The organism is Streptomyces bohaiensis (assembly GCF_012033785.1).
GTDB classification, from domain to species: domain Bacteria; phylum Actinomycetota; class Actinomycetes; order Streptomycetales; family Streptomycetaceae; genus Streptomyces; species Streptomyces bohaiensis.
The window spans coordinates 1-22713 of the sequence record NZ_JAAVJC010000002.1; the positions used below are offsets into that span (position 1 = coordinate 1).

Consider the following 22713-nt stretch of genomic DNA (forward strand, 5'->3'; position numbering starts at 1 on the left):
GACAAGCACGTGAAGCCTCTGGTGGGTATCGGGCGATCTTGGTCGTGAACCCGTCTACCAGGGGCTTCACTCACGTGTCGAACCAACCGCCCAGCCCAGAGACCAGGTTGGCAAAGGCTCACTGAATCGTTTCCCCGGGTGATTCGGGATGGTTTCGCTGCGGTTGTCGCCAGCGACCAGGTACTACCTGCCTGAACCATTCGAGTGGGGAAGGTCAGGAGGTGAGCGGGTTGATGAGCCCGCACGACTACATGGTCGAAGGGGAACGGTTGCTGTTGGAGGCGCTCGAGCGGCTCCAACAGCAGGAGTGGGCGGGGGCCGCAGCGACAGCACAGGTGGCGGTGGCGTTCTCGCAAGCTGCTCTCGCGCGCGACCAGGTCGTGCCTGTGCCGATCGAGGTGCCGGAGGCCGAGCGGCTCGATCTTCCCGTGTGGTGCGGCCAGTGCATCTCGCCGAAGTCTCGGCTCATCGAGAAAGCCGGCGGCGACTACGTGATGCGCTGCCCGGACTGCCACCCGATGATGGTGGAGGTGCTCGAGGACGAGGGCGAAGCCGCGGTGCAGGTTCGATGAGAGGGGAACGGCGCGGCGAGAGCTACTCCGTGCCTTCCGGTCGGCCGATGCGTCTGGCAGAGCTTCGGCATCGGTTCTCGGCGGTGACCGACTGCCTGACGCATGTGGGGCCGTGGTCGCATCCCTTGGAGTGGGACACCGTGGCCGACTACCTGTACGAGGCGTTCCGTACCGCGGCTGTCCTGGCGCCGGAGAAGACTCCGACGAACTGCAGCTGGCACCCGCGAGGCGCGGTTGACCCGGAAGCCCCGGAGGGCTGGTCGCGGTGTCTGCTATGCAATGACCGCCGCCGGCGCCACTTCCGGGGAACGCCGCCACCAGTGGCTCCGGCGGTGAAGCGGGGGGACCTGGGCTACCCGGTGCCGTTCCCGCCGTACGACCGGGACGCGCTGCTGCAACGGACCCGGCGGCTGAACGACGTCATGTACGACCTGTCGATCAAGTCCTCGTTCAGCGAGTTCTCCGTGGTGGCCGACCTGCTGCACGAAGCCTTCTGCATCGCCCGTGAGCTGTCGCGGCCGAGGAACCAGTCCGGGTGTGCGAAGCATCCGGGCGGGCCACGGGATGTGGACGAGAGCTGCCTGCTGTGCCGGGCACGCTCCTACCGGGGGGTTCCTCCGCCTGCTTCGCTCCGGCGACGGCGCATGGTGGGCGGGCAGTGGTGCGAAACCGGGGAGGAGCCCTTGGACGGGACCGAAGGGTGACGCACGACGTGGTGGGCCGGCGCCCGCCGCCCCACCACGTTCACACGGCATGGTTGTCAACCTGCGGTGTCAGATGCCCCGCCGGCAGGACGCGTCGTGTCCCTGCTCCTCACCGCTCGCCGTGCAGTCGGCTGACCCGCAGGGGCAGCAGCACGACGGCCGCGGCGGCGAGCGCGCTGACCGGAACGGGCTGAAGCACGCATATCTGTCCGAGTTGCCGACAGAAATCACGCCGTTTCTCGCAGCCGGCGCATCTGCTGACTGGCGGTAGGGACACTGAGCTCAGACATGTCGAGTGGCCCACGGGGAGAGTTCATGCCGCACAGGGGTCGACCTCGAGTTCATCTGCTCACGGGAGGGCCGACGTGGGAAGAGCGGCGAGCGGCGGCCCAGCCGACGCCACGAAAGAACAAGAAGAAGCTGTCTCCGAAGCAGCGTGCCTCGCTCAAGCAGCTGGACGCGAGTCTCTTGGGCCTCCAGGTAGCTCTGAGGCACCGGCAGCTCGACTTGGCTCTCCTGCTGAGAAGCGCAGCTTGGGACCAGGTCGACTTCCTACCTGCGTACCTGACGCATGGGCATCGCCGGATGCTCTTTGAGGCGGAGCTCGCGATACGCGCCCTCGCCCGTTACGTGGATGGCCAGGGCCACTCCTGCGAGTGAGCTTCTGTGTGATCGAGGGCCTTCAGATTGTCCCGCCGGAAGGCCCGGTTCAGCGGCCGACAGCCACCCTCGAACGCTTCGCAGAGTTGGTCGATGGGTCAGCAGGTTCTCCCCGCCGCGCTGCATGGTCCTCGCAAACGAACAGCACCGGGCCCTCGTGCCTCAAGGGCTGACGCGGCGCGCCAGCGACCGTGGGCTCTTGTCAACCTGTTTCTGGATGCTGCCCGGTTGTGCTGACAACGTGGTGGAGCCCTTGGTAGGTGGGTTCACGACCAAGATTCCCTCGCCCCGCCAGAGGCTTCGCGTGCTTGTCTACCCGTCCGGACTGGACGTGGCCAGCTCTCCCCGGCGCCTGCTGTCGACCGAGCTCCGCCGGCGCCGGGAGGTAATCGGTACCCGCTAGCGCTACTACGGCAAGCACAAGAAGCACGGGTTCCGGGGGTTCTCTCCCATCAGCGCGCGGTATGTGACGTTGCTGGTTGTGACGAGGCGTCGCTCCGGCCGGTGGCTTCCGCTGCGGTTGGGTGGCTTCCTCGAGTGGTGCTGCAGCGCGGGCTTGATGCGCCGGGCGGGTGTTGCGTACCAGTTCAAGCACGGTGAGCTTCAGGACTACCTCGCACGCACCGCATCCGGCGACCCCGCCTGACGCCGGCTTGCGCTGGGTCGATCTTCGTCCGGTGCTTCGGAGCGCGCAGCCGCGCCGCGGTGCTGAGGGGCGGCTCGTCCAGCCGTTCCGTCGGCTGCTCTCGGTCGTGGGCGGGGGTAGTTCGAGCTATACGGTGACTGGGCGCGGTGAGCAGGGCGGGCGGCGCCCTGACTGCGAGGGGTGTCGCGTTGTGGGCTCGTGCAGTCTGTCGGCCGAGTCGTGGTGTGCGGGGTGGCCATGCTGGGATGAGACCGGCGCCGAAGTGGCAGTGGCCACCCAGCAGGCGTCCGTCTTGCGTGCGGCACCCAGGCCCCGTCAGGTGGTTGCTTCGGGTTCTATCTCGCCTTGGGACCGGGGGGTTTTGGCTCCGACGCGGCCGGCTTCGATGGTGCGGGGGTCGACGGCTTCGCCGGGGGCTCCGGCCTTGTAAATGCCGTCGGGGTCGTTGGGGCGGTCGTGCGGGAGGAGGAAGAAGGTGCGGCGCTGGTAAAGGCCGCTGTCGGGGTTCGCTTCGGCGTCCTTGTCGAGGTCGGTGTAGCCGACCATGCGGCCGTCGCGGGCGTAGCGGGGTTTGCCGGTGCGGCGTCCGGTTTTGTCGAGGGCTTGGCGGACGTAGTCGAGGTTGGTGGTGTCCTCCAGCCACACGACGGCGGCTTCGTGGACGAGCTGGCTCTCGGTCAGCAGCGAGCTCATGGCCGCGGTGCCTCCTGTGTGGGTGCCCGGGGTGGGGCGGGGGGGGTGGGGGGGGTGGGGTTGTCATCGTAGAGGGGGTGGGGTGGGTTGTTCGGGTGGCGTGGCGTGGTTAGGGGTGTGCCCGGTGGTGGTCGGGTTCGGCGGTGAGGGCGAGGCCGGGGTAGTACTTCTTGCCGCTGGATTTCATCATTTCTGCTGGTGAGGCGAGGCCGACTTCTTGGCGTGCGCGGGCTGCGAAGGCGCGTGCGGTGGCTGCGCGGATACCTTCGGAGGAGCACCAGGCGCCGTAGGTGGCGTAGAGGAGGCTCTGTTCGACGCGGAGGTCGGTGGGGGTGGGGTGGTCGGGGTCGGGGCGGGTGCAGCATTCGGTGAGGAAGCGGCCGATGTGGTCTTCGGTCGATTCGTAGGCTGCGGTGGCGACGCGGACGGAGGTGGGTCCGGTGAGGGGGTCGCGGGTGGTGAGGTAGCGGCCGGCGCCTTCGATGAGCCAGTGGAGGATGCCGGGGCCTTCGTCGCGGACGAGTTCGGCGGCGAGGTTGTCGATCTTCTGCTCGGCTGGGATGACCTTTTCGAAGGGGATGAGGCGGATGCGGCGCCAGAATGCGTGGCCGCCGGTGCCGACTTCGGGGCGGTGGTTGCCGAGGAGCCACAGTTTGTGAGTGGGGGTGAAGGAGAAGTAGTCCTGCCGCATGCGGCGGGCTTTGATCTTGTCTCCGCCGGTCAGGAGCTTGACGCGGGCTTCGTCGAACTTGTCGTTGGGCTTGAGTTCGCTGCAGACGAAGATGCGGCGGCCGTGGAGCTCGGTGAGTTCGGTGGAGTGCTCGCTGTAGGCGCCCTTGTCCATGAGGAACCCGGGTGGGGCGGCGTCGGCGTAGTCCCCAAGGATCTGGATCATGACGTCGAGGAGGACGCTCTTGCCGTTGGCGCCTTTGCCCCAGAGGAAGGGCAGGACCTGGGCGCCGACGTCGCCGGTGATGGAGTAGCCGAGGAGGAGGTGGACGAAGTCAACCAGCTCCTTGCCTTTGGCGTCGTCGCCGAAGGTGTCGGTCAGGAACCGGTCCCAGCGAGGTGTGGGGGTCTTGACCGCGGAGACGGTGGTGGAGCGGGAGTGGAGATCCTTCGCGGGGTCCGGGCGGTGCAGAGCGCCGGTGCGCAGGTCGATGACGCCGGTGGGGGTGCACAGGGCGTAGGGGTCGCCGTCCAGGACGTCGGGGTCCAGGCTGAGGTCGGGTGAGGCCTTGGCTTGGGCGAGGAGGGCTTTCATGCCGGGGGTGGACATGGTGCGGCGGCGGTGGCGGGCGATGTCGCGTTCGCTGTGGGCGCCGTTGGGGTCGGTGGTGGGCATCTGCTCGGCCATGTCGCCGGCGGCCCACAGGGCGGCTTTCTCTCCGCCGACGCGCTTCCAGCGGTAGGTGTCCCAGGTGTACCAGCCCAGGCCTTCGACGTGGCGGAAGCGGTCGCTGTAGAGCTGGGCGAACAGGCGGGCGTTGCCGCGGTCGGTGAGTATGGCCGGGAGGTGCCCGCCGGGGTGTGCGGCGGGGGTGGTCTGGTGGGGGACGCGGCCGGCCGCGGGGGCCTCGAGGTCGAGCATCTGCTGGGCAGCGGCGGCGGCGTTGAAGCCGGTGCGGTCGGCGCTACTCATGGCGGTCCTTCAGGTGAAGCGGTCGGCGGGCTCCTGCGGTCAGTGCGGCGTCGATGATCGTCTCATTTCGCCGTATCTGGTGTGGTCGCGCGTGGTGGGCCGCGTCGGTCAGGAGCGTGCGGGTGTGGTCGGTGTCGAGGTGGCCGGCGGCGCAGAGGCCGCCGGCGGTGTAGGCGGCGCGGTTGAGTTTCTCGGTGAACGCTGCGCCTTCGGGTGTGGTGGCGCAGGCGGTGATGGTGTCGAGGTGGGGTTGGAGCAGCGCGAGTGCGGGTTTCGAGCCGCGGGGGGCCGGTGCGGGGGCGGCGTGGTGTGGGCGGGCTCGGGGCGGGGCTGGGGGTGGTGGGGTGTGGCCGGTGCGGGTGAGTTCGGCGGCGAGCCATCCGGGCAGGGGTGCGGGTTCGCGGCAGGACCCGAGCGGCCGGTAGTGGCCGGCGCGGGTGGTGCCGTGGGCGGCGGTGCGGGTTCCGGGCGCGACGATGTAGCTGCCGTGGGCGCGGATGTCGACCTGCCAGGCCAACGCGGTCTTGGTGCTGGATCCGGTGGAGGAGCGGTACCGCACGGTGGGGTTCGGGTTGCGGTACCAGATGTGGAGGCCGCCGGAGGGCGTGGCGACGCGCAGGGTCCCGGTGTCGTTCGCGGGGTCGGGGCGGCGGCGGTAGGCGGCCAGGAGCGCGAGGGTGTCGTACCCGGAGGCGAGGCCGGCGAGGTTGACCTGGTCCGGTATCGGGATGCCCGGCAGGAGACGGCCGCGGTCCGGAACGCCTGTGGTGTGTGCGTCGACGTCGAGCACGACCAGGTCGGCGGGGCCGCAGGCGACACCGACGCCGAAGGCGGGCTCGTGTTCCCACCACTGGGTGATGAGCGTCTGGTCGGTGGTGGCGCTGTGCCAGCCGTGGCACCACCGGCCTGCCGCGTGGCAGTGGCAGTCGGCCGGCGGGTGGGTATGGTCCCGGCAGTCGGTGCAGTTCGCGGCCGGCGTTTTACGGCCGGGCGCCAGCGGGTGGACCGGCAGGCCCCGGGCGGCGAGCCAGCGGGCGGCCTGCACCGGGGCGGGGCCCGCCGCGGGCCGGTGTTCGTCGCTGCGCTGCTGCACGCTCATCCTGCTGCCGGAGAAGCCGACCGTGGAGTGGGCGGCTGGGATGTCTTGAGGGACCGAACCACGCGGAGAGGGACTGAAGGGACTGTGTTTCGGATGCGAGGAGACCCTAGCGCACCCGTTGAGCACGATGCGGGAGGTTCGGCACATGTTGCGAATCTCAGCCCCTTCGGTCCCTCCAGTCCCCTGCAGCGGGCGGGGCACGGCGGTTGAGACGGGTAGGGACTGAACACCGCAGGGGCTGAGAATCAGGGACCGAACCAGTTCAGACCCTCTCCCCAAACATGCAGGTCAGAGCAGTATCTGCTCTTCGGTGAGGGACTGAAGGGACTCAACTTCCTAGTTATGAGCGCACCAGGGGTAAGACGTCTATCAGTACATACGCGTGCGCATGTACGCGCGCGTGAATGGGGGAACCCCGAAACAGAGGCCCTTCAGTCCCTCAGTCCCTCATGGTGTCGCTCTGACCTGCGTTTTCTCTCCGGGGACTGAAGAGAGGGTTCAGTCCCTCGCGGCCTGCCCCGCCCGGGCCCCTGTCCGGCCCCGGTCTACAGGCGGAGCGGCAACGGCTTCTGCGGCAGGCCGATGTCTCGGGCAGCCCGACCACGGGGTGAACTCCACCAGGCACCGCAGCTGCTGGCTCTTGGTGGTGAGGGGCTCGGCCCGAGGCCCCCACCACCGCCTGGAGCAGGGTGCGGGTGTTAGCGCGGACCTCGATGTCGAACCAACGGGTGGGTAGGTCTGATGAGTAGGTCTGCAACAAGAGGCTCCCCATCAGGATCGCTGAAGGTGGACGTCGGCGTGCTCGACGACGTCGCTGGCGCTGATCAGAGCGGCCCCCGCAGGGCCAGGGGCAGCCAGGTGTCGGCGGTAAGGGGCTTATCGGCGCCGACACCGCCGGAGAGAGAACCCGCCCAGCCTCTGTGGCCTGGAGCTGCTGCCTCAGCCAGGGGCGGACCGCTGCCCACTTGGAGTGCATCACGCTGTCAGTCACAGACGTCAGAACCGCAACTGGGAGTTGCCCCCACCTTGGAGGAGACCGAGGTTTCGTCAGCAGGAACCCGAGAGTCCACAGAGGGGCTTCAGGTCAGTGGATCCGTGGGTTCGGGTGCAGCACGACGATGCTGCGTGAGTCGAAGAGCTTCAGCCAGAACGTCGGCGTCGACCTCTTCCAGCGTTCTGCCGGTGTACTCGAGGATGTCGTACTCGTCGTCCAAGCTCGCGAGTGGCTCGGCCAGGGGCAGCTCGTGCCCGAAGCTCTGATGGATCCGAAAGGCCAGCTCACGGGGCGTCACCTCGCCGGTGAGCATCCGGGCGGCAAGTGCTCCTGCAGCGGCTACCTGTCCGGCGACGCTGCCCAAGGGGTGCAGGTCCAGCCCCAGTTCGTCGAGTGCCGGAGGAAGGAGATCGGGAACGTCGTAATCCGCCTCCGCACGAGTGCACGCGGCCAGCCTCCGTAGGGTGGGGCTGTCGAGGCCGGCGATGAGGGCGTCACAGGCGCCAGCGACGACATCGGTTGCGCGGACCGCGCCTATGCTCCAGAGGGCGGCCTGGTCCTGTAGGGCCAGTGATGCTGCTTCGGTCGACATCATTCGCCCATGCTTCCCTTCATCGCGCGTTCCGGTCGAGCCGATTTCATCGACGTTGCTGTTCAGCGCTCTGCTCCAGCGCTCCAGCAGCTCGTGCGACGCTCACAAGCGGCCCTCGCAGCCGACCCCGCTGCGGGCGCTGCACCTGTCTGAGGCGCGGAACCAGCCCGTTGCGATCCGAGCGAGAAGCGCAGCGCGGCGCCGCGCTCCCCTGCTGGGCGGCGCCGGGACTCCCGCCCGGCGCGCGGGAGGCGCCCGCGCGCCGGGCGGGAACGCTCAAAAGCACGGGGGCACCCGCCACCTCTTCCACCCACCGCACTCGGACCGAGCGAGACCCTCGACCTAAGAGAGCGCTTCGTTCTCCAGGCGCTGATGGTCGCCTGTGGCTGTCGTGGCGGAAGGGTTACATGCCGCGGTCTGGCCCGTTCCACGGTTGTGGTCGTTCGTCGACGGTCATCGGAAGTCGGCGCAGTTGTACTGGGCCAGGGTAGAAGGCGGAGGTGTTGAGGCCGGCCATGTCTTCGCCGATGAGATAGCGGTAGAGCCACTCGGCGAAGCTCATGTCGTACCGTGCCCAGCCGCCTTCGCCGTCTTCGACCAGGAACCGCGGGGCGGCGTCGTCCTCGGTGATGAGGAAGATGGTCTCGCCTCGGTCGGTGCTGGCGATTGGCCACAGCCCGTTACGGGTGCCGAAGCTCAGCTCCGTGAGTCCGAACAGCGCACGGGGATCTTCGTCGGCGTCAAGGCCGAGTTCATCCCAGGGCACGTCGTTCCAGGCCCGGACCGTGTCCGTGATCCACTGGCCCAGGTTCCATGGCTCGGTCGCGGGATGGTGCAGGTAGAGGTGGCCGTTGAGCTGGATGGGAGCGTATGCGTCCACGAGGGCCTGGTAGTCGGTCGGCAGCCGAATGTCTAGTTGCGTGTGGAGCCGCTCCCAGGCGGCGGGGTTCGCGTAGCGGTTCTCGGCCGGGCCGAGCATCGCCAGAGTGACGGCCAGGTAGTCGATCATGGCGTTCCTCGTTCGTATGTGCCGCCTGTCTGGGAAGCAAGCAGCCCTCTTGGGGTGGCACGGATCATCCCAGCTCGCAGGCCTGCCGGTCAGGCTGCCAGCCTGCGGTAGCAGATCAGGGCGGCGGCGAGGCCAGCGAATGCAAATGTTCGGCCTTGCGCTCGTAGCGGCGGTGCAGGCGGCGGCACCCAGACAGCCATGCCACCGTGCGCTCCACGGTCCACCGACGGCCGCCCAGCCCTGCGAGGATTCGATACCCCGTCGCGCGACGCGCCGTGTGATGGTGCGGGAGCGGAGCCACACGCGAAGCCGGTCGAAGTCGTATCCCGCGTCTCCGTGCAGCTTGCCCGGTCGACGCCGGAGCGAAGGTCACCCGCACCACGTGCCGCGTGCACCCTGAAACCGCACGCTTCCGGCGGGGCGTTGCAGTGCAGAGGAGCACTTGCTGGTCAGGCCCGCATGACCGTGGCGATCGGAAGCCGTGCTGCGCGCAGCGCGGGGACTGCGCCGCCCGCCAGGCCGGCCAGCACACCGGCCGCAAGCCCGGCAACGCCGGCGGAGAGTGGGAAGCCCACGTTGCCGGCGCTGCCCCACAGAGCGGGTACCAGGGCGTAGAAGAGGCCGGTTGCGCCGGCGATTGCGGTGGCCGCGCCGAGGAGTCCGCTGAGGACGGACTCTGCCAGCACCAGGATCGCGACGTCCAAGCGTCGAGCTCCCAGAGCGCGACGCAGAGCGAGTTCCTCGGCCCGTTCTCTCAGGCTCGCCAACCCGATGTTGAGGACGCCGATCACGCCCACAGTGAGGGTGATCGCGCCGACGCCGAAGAAGATGCCGCGCAGCATCGACAGGGTGGAGGCCAGGTCGTCGACGGTGTCGACGCGGACGATTGCTCCCGTCAACGGCACCGCTTGGCCGACGGTCGCTCGGGCGAGGACGTCGCTCTTGCCACCTGCCCGCTTCGAACCACCCACTGCCTCAGCGCGCACCACCCCACGGCTCGCGCCGTTGCCGACCGAGTTGCCACAACGAGCGCCCCGCACCAACGCCCACCACCCCACGGCAGCACCGCTGCCCCTCCCCCGCACCAACACCGTTGCACCACGGCACGCAACAACCCCGCGCTCGAACAGGCTGCGAACTCGCACTTACGCAGGACGGCTTCGCCCGTTGGCGCTATGGTTCGGATGCGCGGCGAGTCGGGAGGGGCGGCCATGCGTTTTCTGTTTGTGCACGGCACGGGTGTGCGTCGTGCACGGCACGACGTGCTCTTCGCGCGGATCCGTGATGCTCTCACCGCCAGGTTCTCGGGTGCGAACGTGTCGTCCTGCTACTGGGGCGACCACTTCGGCGCAACCCTGAGTGCCGGGGGCGTCTCGGTGCCTGGGCTTCAGCAGACGCGTGGTGCGGCCGACGATCTCCTCGCCGTCGCTCCGCGCGACCGACAGGCGGCTGAGTGGGCGCTGCTGTTGACCGACCCGCTCTGCGAGGTGAGGGTGCTGGCCGAGATGGGTTGGGCCGCGGGCGACGGCTTCAGCATGCCGGGTGTCCGCTCCGCTGGCGCAGAGGTTCTGGAGCTCCTGTCTGGACTGCCGCCCTGCCCCGAAGTGCCCGATGAGCTGAGCCAGCTGCTCCACGACACCGGCCTGCACGGGGCATATCCGCAGGCACTGACGGACATCGCTTACGCACCGGAGGCGACCCGTGCCGCAGGCCGGGCCGAGGATGACGCCTCTGCGAGGGAATTCGCCGTCGCGGTTGCCAGGGGCGTCGTCGCAGCGGCACTGGCAGGGGCCGGAGCCGCTGCCGACTGTACCGGGGACGAGCGCGACCGGCTGGTGGATGTGCTCACGGCGCGTCTGGGCGGCGACGCCCGCGGTGTCGCCGGCCGTGCGGGGGCGGTTCTCGGCAATCTCGCCCTGCGCATGACCACCCAGCCCGCGTTCAACCTGTGGCGCGGTCCTCTCACCACCAAGTCCACGCCGTTCCTCGGTGACATCCTCCGCTACCAGGCCAGGGGCGCGGTGCTGCGTGATCTCCTCTACGAGGAGATCACGGCCGAGCCCGGGCCTACGGTGCTGATCGGCCACAGCCTAGGTGGCATAGCGCTCGTGGACCTGCTCGCCCTCGCCGCGGCCCGGGGCGAGCCGGTCCCCGGCGTCGAACTGGTTGTGACCGTCGGCTCGCAGGCCCCGTTCCTCTACGAACTCGGCGCCTTGACCGCGCTGGCACCCGGTGAGCCGCTGCCGACCGGCTTCCCCCGGTGGCTCAACATCTACGACCGGCAGGACCTCCTCGCTTTCATGGCGGAGCCGGTGTTCCCCGCGGACCCGAGGGTCACCGACGACGAAGTCAGCAGTCGCCAGCCGTTCCTGCCCTGCCACAGCGCCTACTGGAAGCTGGACGCCGTCTATGACCGGATCGCGCGCGCTGTCGCGGAGATCGCGTGATGGCGCCCACGGAGCTTCCCTTTGCCGTACGCCCCGAGCGGACCTTCGCGTTCGTTGCGGGGGTCGAGAAGTACGAGATCAGTGACAGTTGGAATCTGCGCGGCCCGGCCCGCGACGCCCTGCGCTTCACGGGGTGGCTCACAGGGACCGCGCAGGTGCCCCATGAGAACATCCGGCTGCTGCTGTCGCCACTCGAACCGGACGCGCTCGACTGGTCCGCCACACCCGGGCTGGCCGCCCTCAAGGACACGTACCGCCCCGCGACCGAGGAGAACGTCAAAGCGGCGCTGATGAAAGACCTTGCGGATCGCGAAGGCGACCTGCTGTGGATCTTCTGGGCCGGACACGGGTACCTGCTCGAGCGGGACATGCTCCTGCCCTACGAAGACGCCAGCGCGGGACTGACCCAGCACCTGAATCTCGACTCGATGCTGCACTGGTGGCGCACGGATACCGTCCGTAGGCCCCACTTCCCGCTCCAAGCCGCCGTGGTAGACGCCTGCCGTACCGACGCACCTCGTGGCAGCCGCCTCAATTTCGGCAGAACCGACTACGGGGGCGGATTGACCCAGCCGTGGCGGCACCAGTTCCGACTCTACGCGGCCCGAGAGGGTGAAGCGGCGAAGAATGACACGGAACGCGCTGCCGGGCAGTTCACCGAAGCCCTGCTTGCCGAATTGACAGACCGACCACTGCCCGAGGGGACGCGCAACCTCGCGGAGATAGGCCGTACCGTCCACCGCCGCTTCAAGGAACTTCACGAACGGGGCGAAGGCTGGCAGCTGCCTGAGTTTGTTGTGGACAGGGGCTGGGACGGCTGTTCTTTCCTCGACGTCCCCGGCGACCCCGATGGATCAGTGCTGAAGGCTGGCCGACTCGACCAGGTCGCCTGGGACGGACTCGGGGAGACGTTCGGCTGCCGACCCCTGCCCCGTTGCACGTACGACGCTTACGCCTGGGCGTTCAAGGCCGCCGGCTGCACGACACCGGTCCACCCCGGTCTGCCCGCCGACACCCTGATGGATGTGGCTAGGGATCTCGACGAACGGCAGGGCAGACAAGAGGATGTACCCCTCGTTTTGCCCTTCGTGCGGTTTCTCGCGCAGCGGTGCGAACACGCGGACCAGGCGTGGTCGAGGCAGCTGCGCGAATGGGAGAAGCTGACCAGGGAACGTCTGGGAGTGCCAGCCCTGCCGCCGCCCCCTCCGCCGCCGCGCAGCACCGTGCTGCACGTGCGCCTCGATCCGGCCGCTGACAGCGACCGTCACTTCGTCCGGATGTGGCTGCGCCGCGGCACGACCGAGGTCATCTGGGAGTCGGCGGGCCAGCCCCTCACCCTCGATCAGGTCAAGGACGAACTCTTTCAGCAGCTGAACTGCATCTCGCTGAGGTTGGAGGCGAACGCTGCCGACGGCGAGGACTCCGTGGTAGAACGGGTGGAGTTCGATGTGCCGATCGACCAGCTAAACGAAGCCTTCGAGCAGTGGCGGGTCCCTCGCGGTACAAAGGGCAAACTATCGCCTCCGCTCGGGGTACTCCACGAGGTTGTCGTCCGCTGCCCGGACGAACGCCACGACGTCCGAGCGTTCTGGCTGCGCAAGTGGAATCGACTGCACGCCCATGGCGGGCAGCGTCCCTCCGCCGTGCGCGTCGTGCACGAAGCCGAGGTGGTCGATGCCCTCGCCGTGGACCTGAGCGCGGACGCTGACCCCGCGTGCGTGGTGGCCCACACCACCGGCACGGGCACGCAGAACGTACTCGACGCCCTCCATGACTGGGGGGTGCCCGTGGCCGTGTGGCTGCGCGACGGCCCCGTCCGCGACAGCGCGCAGCAGCTCGCCGCACTGCTGTCCCCGAACCGCGCAGTGACTGCGGACCTTGACGTCCTGGCACTGCCCCGTACCATCCGCGACCTGCGGCGCGGCGCACTGGCGGGCCAATCCGCCGACGGAGCTGACCAGTTGGTCCTGCTGTGGGACGATCCCGACTACACGACCGACCACTGGTCCCTGGCCTGAGGAGTGACGGAGACAGTGATGAAGGACTGGTGGATCTACCAAGGGCTGGGCACTCAGGAGGAGAGGCTCAAGCGCCTCACGGAGGCGCCGCCACCCCCCTGGCGTAGGTTCTCCGGTACCCCCGACCCAGGTTATACCCCGCCCGGTTGCTCTGGAGCGGCCTGGGAACGGACGGTCGACCGTGGGGAGGGCTATGTGCCGGGAGAGCTGGAGACGGATGTCGTCAACACCGCTCTCTACCTGCGCAGGCCGCTGCTGATCACCGGCAAGCCGGGTGTCGGGAAGTCGACCCTCGCCCACAGCATCGCCACCAACCTCGGCCTCGGGCCGGTGTTGCACTGGCCCGTCACCAGCCGCAGCATGCTGCGTGACGGCCTCTACCTCTACGACGCCATCGGTCGCCTCCAGGAGGCGAACCTGCAGCAGTTGCGCTCGCCCGCGGCCGGCGGCGACCCGCAGCCGTCCCGCGCGAGCCACGTCGCCCCGCACCCTGCCGCGCCCATCTCCCGCTTCCTGCGGCTCGGACCACTCGGAACGGCCCTGCTGCCGCAGAACCGGCCCAGGGTGCTGCTGGTGGACGAGATCGACAAGAGCGACATCGACCTGCCCGGCGACCTGCTCACCGTCTTCGAGGACGGCGGCTTCACCATCCCCGAACTCGCCCGCCTGGCGGGCGAGGAACCCGCCGTCAAGATCGCGACCGACGATGCCGGGGGCGACCGGGTAACGATCAACAGCGGACGGGTCCAGTGCCGGTACTTCCCCATCGTCATCCTGACCAGCAACGGTGAACGGGACTTCCCGCCGGCCTTCCTACGCCGCTGCGTCCGCCTCCACCTGCAGGCGCCAGACAAGGAGAAGCTAGCCAGAATCATCCGCCAACGGCTCGGCGTGCCCATCGCCGACCACGACGAGTACCAGCAGCTCGTCCAGGCCTTCATCGACCGCAGCGCCGACGGCGACCTGGCCACCGACCAGCTCCTCAACGCGATCCAACTGAGGCTCAGCAGGGCATGGACCGGTGAGGAGGACCGCGAACGTTTCCTCGCCACCGTCATGCACCACCTCACCGGGCCGTCAGCATGAGCTCCTTCCGCACCCCCTGGGCCGCCCGATGATTGAGGAACTGCTCGCCGCCTTCGCCGACGGCGGACCAGACGCAGAACCAGACGTGATCGCGGACATCCTGTGGCTGGCAGCCCGAGTGGACGCCGCCCACCGGCATCCGGGCCCAGAACCGCACGGCCCGGGGCCCCATAGCCGCGACACGCCGGCACAGTCAGAAGGTACGCGTAACGACCCACCGACAACGTCGACGCAGCCTGCCGACCAGCTGTTCCCGCCCACTGTCCACAAGCCTTCCGACGGCAGCGGCAACGCCGGCCCCCGATCAGAAGGTGGACTCCGCGGTGTCCCGCTGCGCCTGGCCCGCGCAGAGATGCTGCAGGAGCCCCTGGCCGTGATGGGTTCCCTGCGTCCGGTCGGCAGGCACTCCGACGGCGGACCGGGCGAGGAGCTTGACGAACAACTCACTGTGGAACAGAGCATCGAGCAGCAAATGCTCTCGCCAGTGCTTCGTCCCGCCCGCACACGCGGGGTGGACCTAATGTTCGTCGTGGACGCCCACCATTCCATGGTGTTGTGGGATGACCTCACCGAGGAGCTGCGCCGTGCCTTCACGCGCAGCGGTGTGTTCCGCGACGCCCGCACGTGGTTCCTAACGGGTACTGCGGCCGGGGGCACGCCCATGATTGCTCACCGGCGCGGAGCACCACCGCGCCATCCGCAGGAGCTCGCCGACCCGTCCGGGCACCGACTCATCCTCGTGTGCACGGATCTAGTGGCAGGCGGCTGGCGGGAGTCCGGTGTGCAGAGCGTGCTTCGCCAGTGGGGCAGGCACAACGCCGTGGCCGTGCTGAACGTACTCCCCGAACGGCTGTGGACCCGGGGCGCCGTCCGGCCCGTCCCTTTCGCGGTCCGGTCCGACAAGCCTGCGGCGGCAGGCCAGACCTGGAACCTCGTGGCCGCCGCCCAACGCCCACACCGGCGCAGGAGACGGCCGGCGGCCGCCGCCCCGGCGATCGCCCCCGTCGTATCAGCGTCCGCAGCCAGCCTTGCCCGGCTGGCTCACCTGGTTTCGGGGGACGGCCGGTGGTGGAACATGCATTGCCTCCGACTCGACGCCACTGCCCCGCCGGAGAAGCCGGTGGCTGCCCCTGGCCCCACGGCCGACGGGCTGGCCGCGGCCGAGCGCTTTAAGACGACCGCGTCCCCCACGGCCCAGCAACTCGCGGCGCACCTGGCGGCCGTGCCGCTGACTCTGCCCGTCATGACGCTCGTCCGCCGCTCCCTGCTGACGGACTCCGACCACGGCCACCTAGTAGAGGTCGCACTCGGAGGGCTGCTCGAGCCCTGGAGCAAACAAGCCGTCGACACGGCGCCGGACGACCTGCGCTTCGACTTCCTGCCCGGTGTCCGCGAGGCTTTGATCGGCTCCCAACTCCGCGGAGACGTCGCCGCGGTGCGCGGCTTGGTCCGGAGCAGCGTGTGGGAGTACATCGCCCGCGGTCGTCCCAGCGGCCGGGAGTTCTCCGCGACGCGGGTGACCGGAGCGAGGACCGGCAGCCGCCGCGTCGAGGAGGGAAAGTCGCCGTTCGCAGAGCGGTCGGCGCGGCGCGTGGCTGCTCCGCCGACGAACACCGAGGCGGCGTCCGGCACCTACCAGACTGCAGGACCCGGCGAGGCCCTCGACCCAGCAGACTCCGGTGCCGAGCGGTTCCTGAGAGGGGAGACCGACCCGGAACGGCGCCGGGTCATTCTGGATTGCGCACTCCCCCAGGAGATCGACGCAGATGTCTACCGTGCACTCGTCGACCCCAACGCGACGGCCGGTGCGGAGGCCTGGCTGGGGGCGCTGCCGTTCGTCACCAGCCGCGGCGGCCGCTACCGCTACCACGACATCGTCCGCACCCAGATGCTCCGCCTCCAACGCAGCCGATCCGCCACCGACTGGACCCGCCGTCACACCACCCTCGCCGACCACCACGCACACCAACGCACCACCCTCGAACCCGCCCTGCCGGACGTCTACGAACGGTGGGCGAACAAGCAGTGGCGCGACCACCGCGCCGCAGAGATGTACCACCGCCTCTGCGCCAACCCCCACGACACCCGCCTCGCCATCCTCGAAGACTGCGTCCACGCCGCCGGCGCGAGCACGGAGACCCTCACCCGCTGGGTCCGTCTCATCCACCACGCCGGCCACGACAGCGGCGACACCACACTCACCGAACGAGCCACAGCCCTCGGCAACAACAACACCGAAGCCGATCCCGAAACAGCCCTCCGAAGCATCCTTGCTGAGCCCGGCCTCCCCACCGCCACACGCGCACTCGCACACCACTTGCGCGGCCGCGCGCACCGCGCGGCGGGCAACAACGAGCAGGCCATCGCCGACTTCACCCGCGCCATCGAACTCGAACCCGATAACGCCGCCAACTACCGCTGGCGCGGCCTCGCCGGCCACAGCGCGGGTGACTACCAGCGGGCGATCGCCGACTTCACCCGCGCCATCGAACTCGAACCCGATAACGCCGCCAACCACCGCTGGCGCGGCCTCGCCGGCCACAGCGCGGGTGACTACCAGCGGGCGATCGCCGATCTCACCCGCGCCATCGAACTCGAACCCGATAACGCCGCCAACCACCACTTGCGCGGCCTCGTCGGCCACAGCGCGGGTGACTACCAGCGGGCGATCGCCGATCTCACCCGCGCCATCGAACTCGAACCCGACAACGCCTGGGACTACCACTTGCGCGGCCTCGCGCACCGCGCGGCGCGCAACAACGAGCAGGCCATCGCCGATCTCACCCGCGCCATCGAACTCGAACCCGATAACGCCGCCAACCACCGCTGGCGCGGCCGCGCCAGCCACAGCGCGGGTGACTACCAGCGGGCGATCGCCGACTTCACCCGCGCCATCGAACTCGAACCCGACAACGCCTGGGACTACCACTTGCGCGGCCTCGCGCACCGCGCGGCGCGCAACAACGAGCAGGCCATCGCCGACTTCACCCGCGCCATCGAACTCGAACCCGACAATGTCTGGAACTACCGCTGGCGCGGCCGCGCCGGCCACAGCGCGGGTGACTACCAGCGGGCGATCGCCGACTTCACCCGCGCCATCGAACTCGAACCCGACAACGCCAACAACCACCACTGGCGCGGCCTCGCGCACCGCGCGGCGCGCAACAACGAGCAGGCCATCGCCGACTTCACCCGCGCCATCGAACTCGAACCCGACAATGTCTGGAACTACCGCTGGCGCGGCCGCGCCAGCCACGAGGCCGGGGACAACGAGCGGGCGATCGCCGACTTCACCCGCGCCATCGAACTCGAACCCGACAACGCCAACAACCACCACTGGCGCGGCAGGATGCATTACGCGGCGCTTCTGCTGGGGGCAGCGCTCTCTGACCTCAGCCGAGCGGTCGAGCTTCAGCCTGACGAAGAGGAGTACAGGCGCTGGCGGGACGTGGTGAGGTACGAGGTCGAGGGCAGGGGCGACGAGGAGCAGGGGTAAGCGTTCACGGGGTGTGCGGCGGCTTCGCTGACCATTGGGCGAGACAGTGACCGCAGTTGTGGTGTTCTGGGTCATGGCGCCTTGTGCCGTCCGACCCCGGCAGTGCGAACGGACGAGCAGAGCTCCGGTGTGATCACTAGTAGTGGCCGCGGCCTCCTGGCCACCGCGCTCGCTCTGCCCGCTCTGCTGCTCGGCACCGGGGCGCCCGCCGGCGCCGGGACTGAGTGGGTCGGCAAGGTGGCGCGGCAGGTGGTGCCCGGGGCGGCTGGAGTGCGGTCGCCTGGTCCCACCTGGACAATGTCACGGTGGGGTCGGCGATTGCCGAGCAGGCCTGGGTGCCCGTTCCTGAGAAGCTGGTCCGCACGGCTGGTGGTCCACCTCCACTGCGAACGGCTGGGCGGAGATGAGCGCTTTTCCATAACTTAAGAGTTCGAGCTCCGGGCGTTGTGCCCGTAACGGGGAGCAGGAGCGATGGGGCGACTCCCAGAGTCGGTGGAGGCGGTGTCCTGCTCTGTCATAGTCCTGACGGGCTGCTGGAGAGCCAGTGGGCGTGCCGGGTGCGGGTCCGGTCCCGTTCCTCAGGGGTGGTGAGGAAGACGTCGGCGCCTCCGTCGTAGGGGTGGTGGAGCCGCCGCATCTGGGTGTCGGTGACAAGGACTCCGGCCATCGTGTAGTCGGCGGTGTCCCGGAGCAGCGCGTCGAGGCAGCCATGTTGCCAGGGTCGGCGGGCGGCGAAGAGGTGGCAGTAGGTGCGGAACTCCGGGTCGGGGTCGTCCTTTACCAGCAGGCTCTGCCAGTAGCCGGCTTCGGACTTAGACGATGGGACCTCGGTCTCGCTTGTCCAGACCGGTGTGATCACGTACACGTCTCCACCGGCGAACAGTTCGTCGAGGACCGTGTTGTACCTCTCCAGCACGACCGCGTACTCGGCCTCGGTCTCTGCGTATCGTTTCGATCCCGGCAGGCTGTGGAAGCGCACCCAGACGTCGCGGTAGGGAGTGCGGAGTTTGTAGCCGACCGGTGGGCAGTCGGGCCAATGCCGCTGCCACAGATCCGTCAGGGCCTTCCGTGCTGCTGCGTCCACCTGCCTTGTCCTCTCGGGCCTGAGCTCTTGGCGTTCACTGTGGTGCATTGTGCCCAGCTCCCGCCCGCCCTGGGAAACGATTTCGTGAGCCGCTCTGCCCTGGAGTGATCAACCTGGTGAGGAGTGGCGATCTTCGTGGGCCTTGGGTGTGGCTGTTCGGAAGGGTCCTGGGGCTGCCGTGAGGTGTCTTGCCGTGTTCAGAGGTTCTCGGTGCCCGGGTAGTGGGTGCGCAGTTCGTTGAGGACGTGCGCGTTGGAGGCCCTGACGTCCCACAGGGAGCTGTCCAGCTCCGTCAGGACGATCGCCAGGTCGTCGCCTGCGAAGCCGTGTGCTTCCGCGTTGATCAGCTGGAGGAAGGGCGTCGTCAGGGACAGCAGCGTCAGTGTGTCCATGCCGGCGCCGGTTGACAGTCTCTCCAGGTCTCGGCAGCGGGGGTCGACGAGCTCGTCCATCTCGACGCGCCACGTCAGGTCCAGGCCGAAGCTACCGAGGCGGACCAGCAACTCGGCCAGTGTCACGTAGTGGTCTCCGTGCCATGCGGGGAAGGTGATGCCCTTCATCGTTGCCCTGGCTACGGCTATGTCGCGCTGCATGGTTCCTGCCTTGTTCGAAGGTGACCAGTAAAGAGTGTGGGGAGGGCGCCTGGTGCATCGGGTGGGCGCGTCTTGGGCTCGGCTGGGCTTCCTGTCGGTGCGTGCTGCCTGCTGCGTGCGGTCGTTGGCGGTTGGCCGGCGCGGCGGGCAGCGAACGGCCCGGGGGTTGGTGGGCTAAGCGGGTGGTTGCGTCGCGCTTGCAGCGACACGAGACTTAGGTAACTCCTCAAGCGGTCTGATGAAGTGGTTGGTTAGTATGCTGCGCACATGGCATCCTCAACGAACGCAGGCGACCGCGAGAAGGTCGTCTCCAAACTGCCCGGGTGGCTCCGACAAGAGCTGAAAGTCCGAGCCGCGCAGCTCGGTGTCGAGATTCAGTCCGCGGTGGAGTCCGGTGTCGAGTCATGGTGCGCGCTGGCGTCCACGCCCGGGGCCGTCGACACGGCGGGAGCCGAGTCGTTCGCTACGTGGCTGCCGCCCGGGCAGTGGTCGCGGTTCCGCGCCGCGGCCGCCGAACGGGATGTGACGCTCACTCAGGGCCTGGCGCAGTCGGTGCGGCTGTGGTTGGACATGAACCCCTCACCAGCGGTGAAGCGCGAAGAGTTCCCCCGCCGGGTGGTGGTGTGCAACCAGAAGGGCGGGGTCGGGAAGACCGCGGTCACCGCGGGCCTCGGTGAGGCGATGGCGGAGGCCGCCGACGCCCTGCACCCGGTGCGGGTCTCGAAATACCTCGCTGCAGCGATACAGCAGAACGGCGTCGAGGGCGACCCGTTCGCGCTGGAGGACCTGCCGGGGCTGGGCATGCGGGTGCTGCTGGTCGACTTCGACCCCCAGGGCCACCTGACGAAGCAGCTCGGTCACGAGCCGCTGCCGATGGACGGGGACAGCCTGACCCGGCACATGGCCGGCGAGGCCGCCGGCGAGCTGAAGGACCTGGTCGTCGCTGTCGAGGACGACCGCTTCGGCGACCGGCTGCACCTGCTGCCGTCCTGCAACGACGCGTTCCTGCTGGATGTGAAGCTCGCCGGCGTCCGCGCACGCGAGGCCGCGCTGGAACGAGCGCTGCTCGCGGTGGAGGAGGACTACGACCTGGTCGTCGTCGACTGCCCTCCGAGCCTGGGCCTGAGCATGGACGCGGCCTCCTACTACGGGCGGCGCCGCCCCGGCGAGACCGCCGGCCAGTCGGGCGTGCTGATCGTGGTCCAAGCTGAGGACAGCTCCGCCGACGCCTACGAACTGCTCACCAGTCAGATCGAAGACCTACGGGCGGACCTGGCCCTCGAGCTCGACTACCTCGGAATCGTCGTGAACCACTACGACGCCCGCCGCGGGTACATCGCGACGTCCTCGCTGCAGGCATGGATGGACATAAAGGACCCGCGGGTCGTCGGCCTCATCGGCGACCTCAAAGAGCAGAAAGAAGCGGTCCGGATGAAGCGACCGCTCCTGGCGTACGCGCCACGGTGTGACCAGTCGGTAGGCATGCGGGCCCTGGCACGGGAGATCTCATGAGCAAGGCAGACAAGCTCGGTGGCGGCGCATCGTTCGGGCGCGCCCGGCCAGTGAGCGCGCGACGGGCGGCGATCTCCGCTGCGACGGGGGCGCAGACGGAGGCCGCACCGGCGGTCCCGACGTCGGTTGCAGTGGGGGCTCTTGCCCACAACCCGCTGAACCCGCGGGAGGAGCTGACGGAGCTGGAGGAGACCGCCGCATCGTTGGCAGAGAAGGGACAGATCCAACCGCTGGCGGTCGTGCGGCGGGCCGCGTTCCTCGCCTCCCACCCAGGCCAAGAAGAAGCCCTCGGATCGGCCGAGTACGTCGTGATCGACGGCAACCGACGCCTCGCCGCCGCCACACTGGCCGGACTCAACACGCTCCGGATCGACGTCAACGACACCCTCGCCTCCACCGCCGAAGACGTCCTCGAAGCCGCGCTCATCGCCAACGTCCACCGCGTGGACGTCGCGCCCATGGACCAGGCCAAGGCACTCAGCCAGCTCATCACCGTCCACGGCTCCCAAGCCACCGTCGCCAAACGACTCGGCAAGACCCCGGCATGGGTCTCCCAACGCCTCGCCCTACTCGAGCTCACCGACGACCTGCAAGAAAAGGTCCAGACGGGCGAACTGAAAGTGAAGCCGGCCCGCCGCATCGGCCGCCTCCCCAAGGAAGAACAGCAAGAAGCGGCAGCTGAAGCGATCGCCGAAGCGACCGCCCCCCGGCAGCGCTCACGACGCACCCTCGCCACCGGCCCCACCGACCCAAGCGTTAACCCGGTTAATGCCCACACCCCCATCGAGCGGGAACACGCACTGGCCGAAGACGGTGAAGCTGCGAGCACACCACCATCAACGACCGAGCCTCCCGCAGCCAACACCGACGACCCCAGCGCTGCCATTAACCCGGTCAATGACACCGTGCCCACGCCCACCGACCGCAAGACAAGCACCGACACCATTAACCCGGTTAACGCCCGCAGCCTCTCCATCACCACCACAACCGCCCGAGACGTCGCCGCCGGCCTCGTCGCCGCACTCCCTGCCGCCCAACTCGCCGAGGTAACCGAACTCCTACAGGAGCACCTGCAGCGCGAGCGCCTCACCGCACAGTAGGAGAGGTCGAATCAGTAGGGGGTGGTGACGTGCAGCTGCACGTCACCACCCCCTACTGCTGTATCGGCTGCCGGAGAACACTCGAGGCGAGGCAGTCACAATCTCTTCGCCCTGGGACCTGTCGGCACGACGACGCACGTCCCGGTTCGCTCTGCCCGGTCACCCCTTGTCAGGAGCCGCCTTGCCAGGCGCGGGCGGCAGCGCAGGCCTGCGCGATCTCTGCACGGGCTTCCTCGTCCGGCTCGTCCCGGGAGGTTTGCTGCAGTGCAGCGACCTGCGCAGGATGCTCGTACCAACCGGATGCCAGGGTCCAGGCCGCACCTGCACGGACAGACGGCGAAGAATCCTGCCTCATTCTCTCTGCGACCAAGTCGCCGGCTTCGACGCCGTTGTGTACGGCCCACTGCCGCAGAGCACTGAGGCGCAGATCATCATCGTCCTCATCGAGCGCTCGACGACGCAGCAGTTCGACGAGCCCCTCCCACGAGAACCAACGAACGCTGAGTCCGTGGAGCCCGATTCTGCGAAGATTTTGCTGTGGGTCTGTGGTGGCGCGGTCGACCAGTAGTGCCCGAGTTTCCTCGTCCGCCCACCCCTGCGCCAACGCTTCCAGTGCAGCCTGGCGAGGGAACTCGCCGGGGTCGGTGGTGGCGCGGTCGACCAGTAGTGCCCGAGTTTCCTCGTCCGCCCACCCCTGCGCCAACGCTTCCAGTGCAGCCTGGCGAGGGAACTCGCCGGGGTCGGTGGTGGCGCGGTCGACCAGTAG

The 22713-nt window shown here is 68.8% G+C and carries 18 protein-coding genes and 2 pseudogenes; 9 read left to right on the forward strand and 11 right to left on the reverse strand.

Annotated elements, in window-relative coordinates:
- Positions 1 to 233: 233 nt before the first annotated feature.
- From HCN52_RS00480 to HCN52_RS26030, 3 genes and pseudogenes are all read left to right on the forward strand, one after another.
- A complete protein-coding gene (locus tag HCN52_RS00480) occupies positions 234 to 572 on the forward strand; it encodes a hypothetical protein (RefSeq protein WP_168086312.1) in 339 nt (112 codons plus the stop codon).
- Between the two features lie 332 nt (positions 573 to 904).
- Positions 905 to 1276: a hypothetical protein gene (locus HCN52_RS00485; RefSeq protein WP_168086313.1), complete on the forward strand. Its 372-nt coding sequence runs from the start codon at positions 905 to 907 to the stop codon at positions 1274 to 1276.
- Positions 1277 to 2240: 964 nt separating this feature from the next.
- Positions 2241 to 2336, forward strand: a pseudogene (locus HCN52_RS26030) (IS5/IS1182 family transposase); the annotation flags it as partial.
- A 561-nt stretch (positions 2337 to 2897) separates the two neighbouring features.
- Here the strand turns inward: HCN52_RS26030 and HCN52_RS00490 are convergent.
- From HCN52_RS00490 to HCN52_RS00520, 7 genes and pseudogenes are all read right to left on the reverse strand, one after another.
- Entirely contained in the window at positions 2898 to 3275 is a 378-nt protein-coding gene (locus HCN52_RS00490) for a DUF6009 family protein (RefSeq protein WP_168086314.1), read from the reverse strand.
- A 109-nt stretch (positions 3276 to 3384) separates the two neighbouring features.
- Positions 3385 to 4917, reverse strand: a complete 1533-nt coding sequence (locus tag HCN52_RS00495) for a DNA primase family protein (RefSeq protein ID WP_168086315.1) — start codon at positions 4915 to 4917, stop codon at positions 3385 to 3387.
- A complete protein-coding gene (locus tag HCN52_RS00500) occupies positions 4910 to 6016 on the reverse strand; it encodes a bifunctional DNA primase/polymerase (RefSeq protein ID WP_168086316.1) in 1107 nt (368 codons plus the stop codon). Before HCN52_RS00500 ends, HCN52_RS00495 begins: the two co-directional genes overlap by 8 nt.
- Before the next feature lie 1079 nt (positions 6017 to 7095).
- On the reverse strand, positions 7096 to 7605 hold the full coding sequence (locus tag HCN52_RS00505) for a hypothetical protein (protein WP_168086317.1): 510 nt from the start codon (positions 7603 to 7605) through the stop codon (positions 7096 to 7098).
- 400 nt (positions 7606 to 8005) lie between these two features.
- On the reverse strand, positions 8006 to 8611 hold the full coding sequence (locus HCN52_RS00510; RefSeq protein ID WP_168086318.1) for an SMI1/KNR4 family protein: 606 nt from the start codon (positions 8609 to 8611) through the stop codon (positions 8006 to 8008).
- Between the two features lie 89 nt (positions 8612 to 8700).
- A pseudogene (locus HCN52_RS00515) lies at positions 8701 to 8971 on the reverse strand (transposase); the annotation flags it as partial.
- Positions 8972 to 9060: 89 nt separating this feature from the next.
- On the reverse strand, positions 9061 to 9582 hold the full coding sequence (locus HCN52_RS00520; RefSeq protein ID WP_168086320.1) for an ABC transporter permease: 522 nt from the start codon (positions 9580 to 9582) through the stop codon (positions 9061 to 9063).
- Between the two features lie 240 nt (positions 9583 to 9822).
- On the opposite strand from HCN52_RS00520, the gene HCN52_RS00525 reads away from it, so the two are divergent.
- The 3 genes from HCN52_RS00525 to HCN52_RS00535 are packed head-to-tail and all read left to right on the forward strand — an operon-like array spanning position 9823 to position 14162.
- On the forward strand, positions 9823 to 11058 hold the full coding sequence (locus HCN52_RS00525; RefSeq protein WP_168086321.1) for a hypothetical protein: 1236 nt from the start codon (positions 9823 to 9825) through the stop codon (positions 11056 to 11058).
- On the forward strand, positions 11058 to 13076 hold the full coding sequence (locus HCN52_RS00530; RefSeq protein WP_168086322.1) for a VMAP-C domain-containing protein: 2019 nt from the start codon (positions 11058 to 11060) through the stop codon (positions 13074 to 13076). Before HCN52_RS00525 ends, HCN52_RS00530 begins: the two co-directional genes overlap by 1 nt.
- A gap of 18 nt (positions 13077 to 13094) precedes the next feature.
- A complete protein-coding gene (locus HCN52_RS00535) occupies positions 13095 to 14162 on the forward strand; it encodes an AAA family ATPase (protein WP_168086323.1) in 1068 nt (355 codons plus the stop codon).
- Here HCN52_RS00535 and HCN52_RS26035 read toward each other — a convergent pair.
- Positions 14143 to 14319, reverse strand: coding sequence for a hypothetical protein (locus HCN52_RS26035; protein ID WP_168086324.1), 177 nt, complete (start codon positions 14317 to 14319; stop codon positions 14143 to 14145). The genes HCN52_RS00535 and HCN52_RS26035 overlap by 20 nt on opposite strands.
- Here HCN52_RS26035 and HCN52_RS25805 point away from each other — a divergent pair.
- Positions 14281 to 17658 (forward strand): SAV_2336 N-terminal domain-related protein, encoded by a 3378-nt coding sequence (locus HCN52_RS25805; RefSeq protein ID WP_312876476.1) that lies wholly within the window; start codon positions 14281 to 14283, stop codon positions 17656 to 17658. The genes HCN52_RS26035 and HCN52_RS25805 overlap by 39 nt on opposite strands.
- A 514-nt stretch (positions 17659 to 18172) precedes the next feature.
- Here HCN52_RS25805 and HCN52_RS00555 read toward each other — a convergent pair.
- The gene (locus tag HCN52_RS00555; protein WP_312876467.1) at positions 18173 to 18742 is read right to left on the reverse strand and encodes a DUF3885 domain-containing protein; all 570 of its coding nucleotides are present in this window, start codon (positions 18740 to 18742) and stop codon (positions 18173 to 18175) included.
- A 197-nt stretch (positions 18743 to 18939) separates the two neighbouring features.
- On the reverse strand, positions 18940 to 19335 hold the full coding sequence (locus HCN52_RS00560) for a hypothetical protein (RefSeq protein ID WP_245174759.1): 396 nt from the start codon (positions 19333 to 19335) through the stop codon (positions 18940 to 18942).
- 267 nt (positions 19336 to 19602) lie between these two features.
- On the opposite strand from HCN52_RS00560, the gene HCN52_RS00565 reads away from it, so the two are divergent.
- Entirely contained in the window at positions 19603 to 20847 is a 1245-nt protein-coding gene (locus HCN52_RS00565) for a ParA family protein (RefSeq protein WP_168086327.1), read from the forward strand.
- A complete protein-coding gene (locus HCN52_RS00570) occupies positions 20844 to 21947 on the forward strand; it encodes a ParB/RepB/Spo0J family partition protein (protein ID WP_168086328.1) in 1104 nt (367 codons plus the stop codon). The genes HCN52_RS00565 and HCN52_RS00570 overlap by 4 nt, the downstream gene beginning before the upstream one ends.
- A gap of 169 nt (positions 21948 to 22116) precedes the next feature.
- Here the strand turns inward: HCN52_RS00570 and HCN52_RS00575 are convergent.
- Positions 22117 to 22713, reverse strand: a 597-nt coding sequence (locus HCN52_RS00575; protein WP_209314008.1) for a HEAT repeat domain-containing protein, incomplete at its 5' end; no start/stop codon positions are given.

Coding starts and splice junctions, on each gene's coding strand:
- HCN52_RS00570 (WP_168086328.1), top strand. CDS start 20,844: ATGAGCAAGGCAGACAAGCTCGGTGGCGGCGCATCGTTCGGGCGCGCC.
- HCN52_RS00510 (WP_168086318.1), bottom strand. CDS start 8,611: ATGATCGACTACCTGGCCGTCACTCTGGCGATGCTCGGCCCGGCCGAG.
- HCN52_RS00500 (WP_168086316.1), bottom strand. CDS start 6,016: ATGAGCGTGCAGCAGCGCAGCGACGAACACCGGCCCGCGGCGGGCCCC.
- HCN52_RS00530 (WP_168086322.1), top strand. CDS start 11,058: ATGGCGCCCACGGAGCTTCCCTTTGCCGTACGCCCCGAGCGGACCTTC.
- HCN52_RS00565 (WP_168086327.1), top strand. CDS start 19,603: ATGGCATCCTCAACGAACGCAGGCGACCGCGAGAAGGTCGTCTCCAAA.
- HCN52_RS00490 (WP_168086314.1), bottom strand. CDS start 3,275: ATGAGCTCGCTGCTGACCGAGAGCCAGCTCGTCCACGAAGCCGCCGTC.
- HCN52_RS00535 (WP_168086323.1), top strand. CDS start 13,095: ATGAAGGACTGGTGGATCTACCAAGGGCTGGGCACTCAGGAGGAGAGG.
- HCN52_RS00495 (WP_168086315.1), bottom strand. CDS start 4,917: ATGAGTAGCGCCGACCGCACCGGCTTCAACGCCGCCGCCGCTGCCCAG.
- HCN52_RS00560 (WP_245174759.1), bottom strand. CDS start 19,335: ATGCAGCGCGACATAGCCGTAGCCAGGGCAACGATGAAGGGCATCACC.
- HCN52_RS00480 (WP_168086312.1), top strand. CDS start 234: ATGAGCCCGCACGACTACATGGTCGAAGGGGAACGGTTGCTGTTGGAG.
- HCN52_RS00525 (WP_168086321.1), top strand. CDS start 9,823: ATGCGTTTTCTGTTTGTGCACGGCACGGGTGTGCGTCGTGCACGGCAC.
- HCN52_RS00505 (WP_168086317.1), bottom strand. CDS start 7,605: ATGATGTCGACCGAAGCAGCATCACTGGCCCTACAGGACCAGGCCGCC.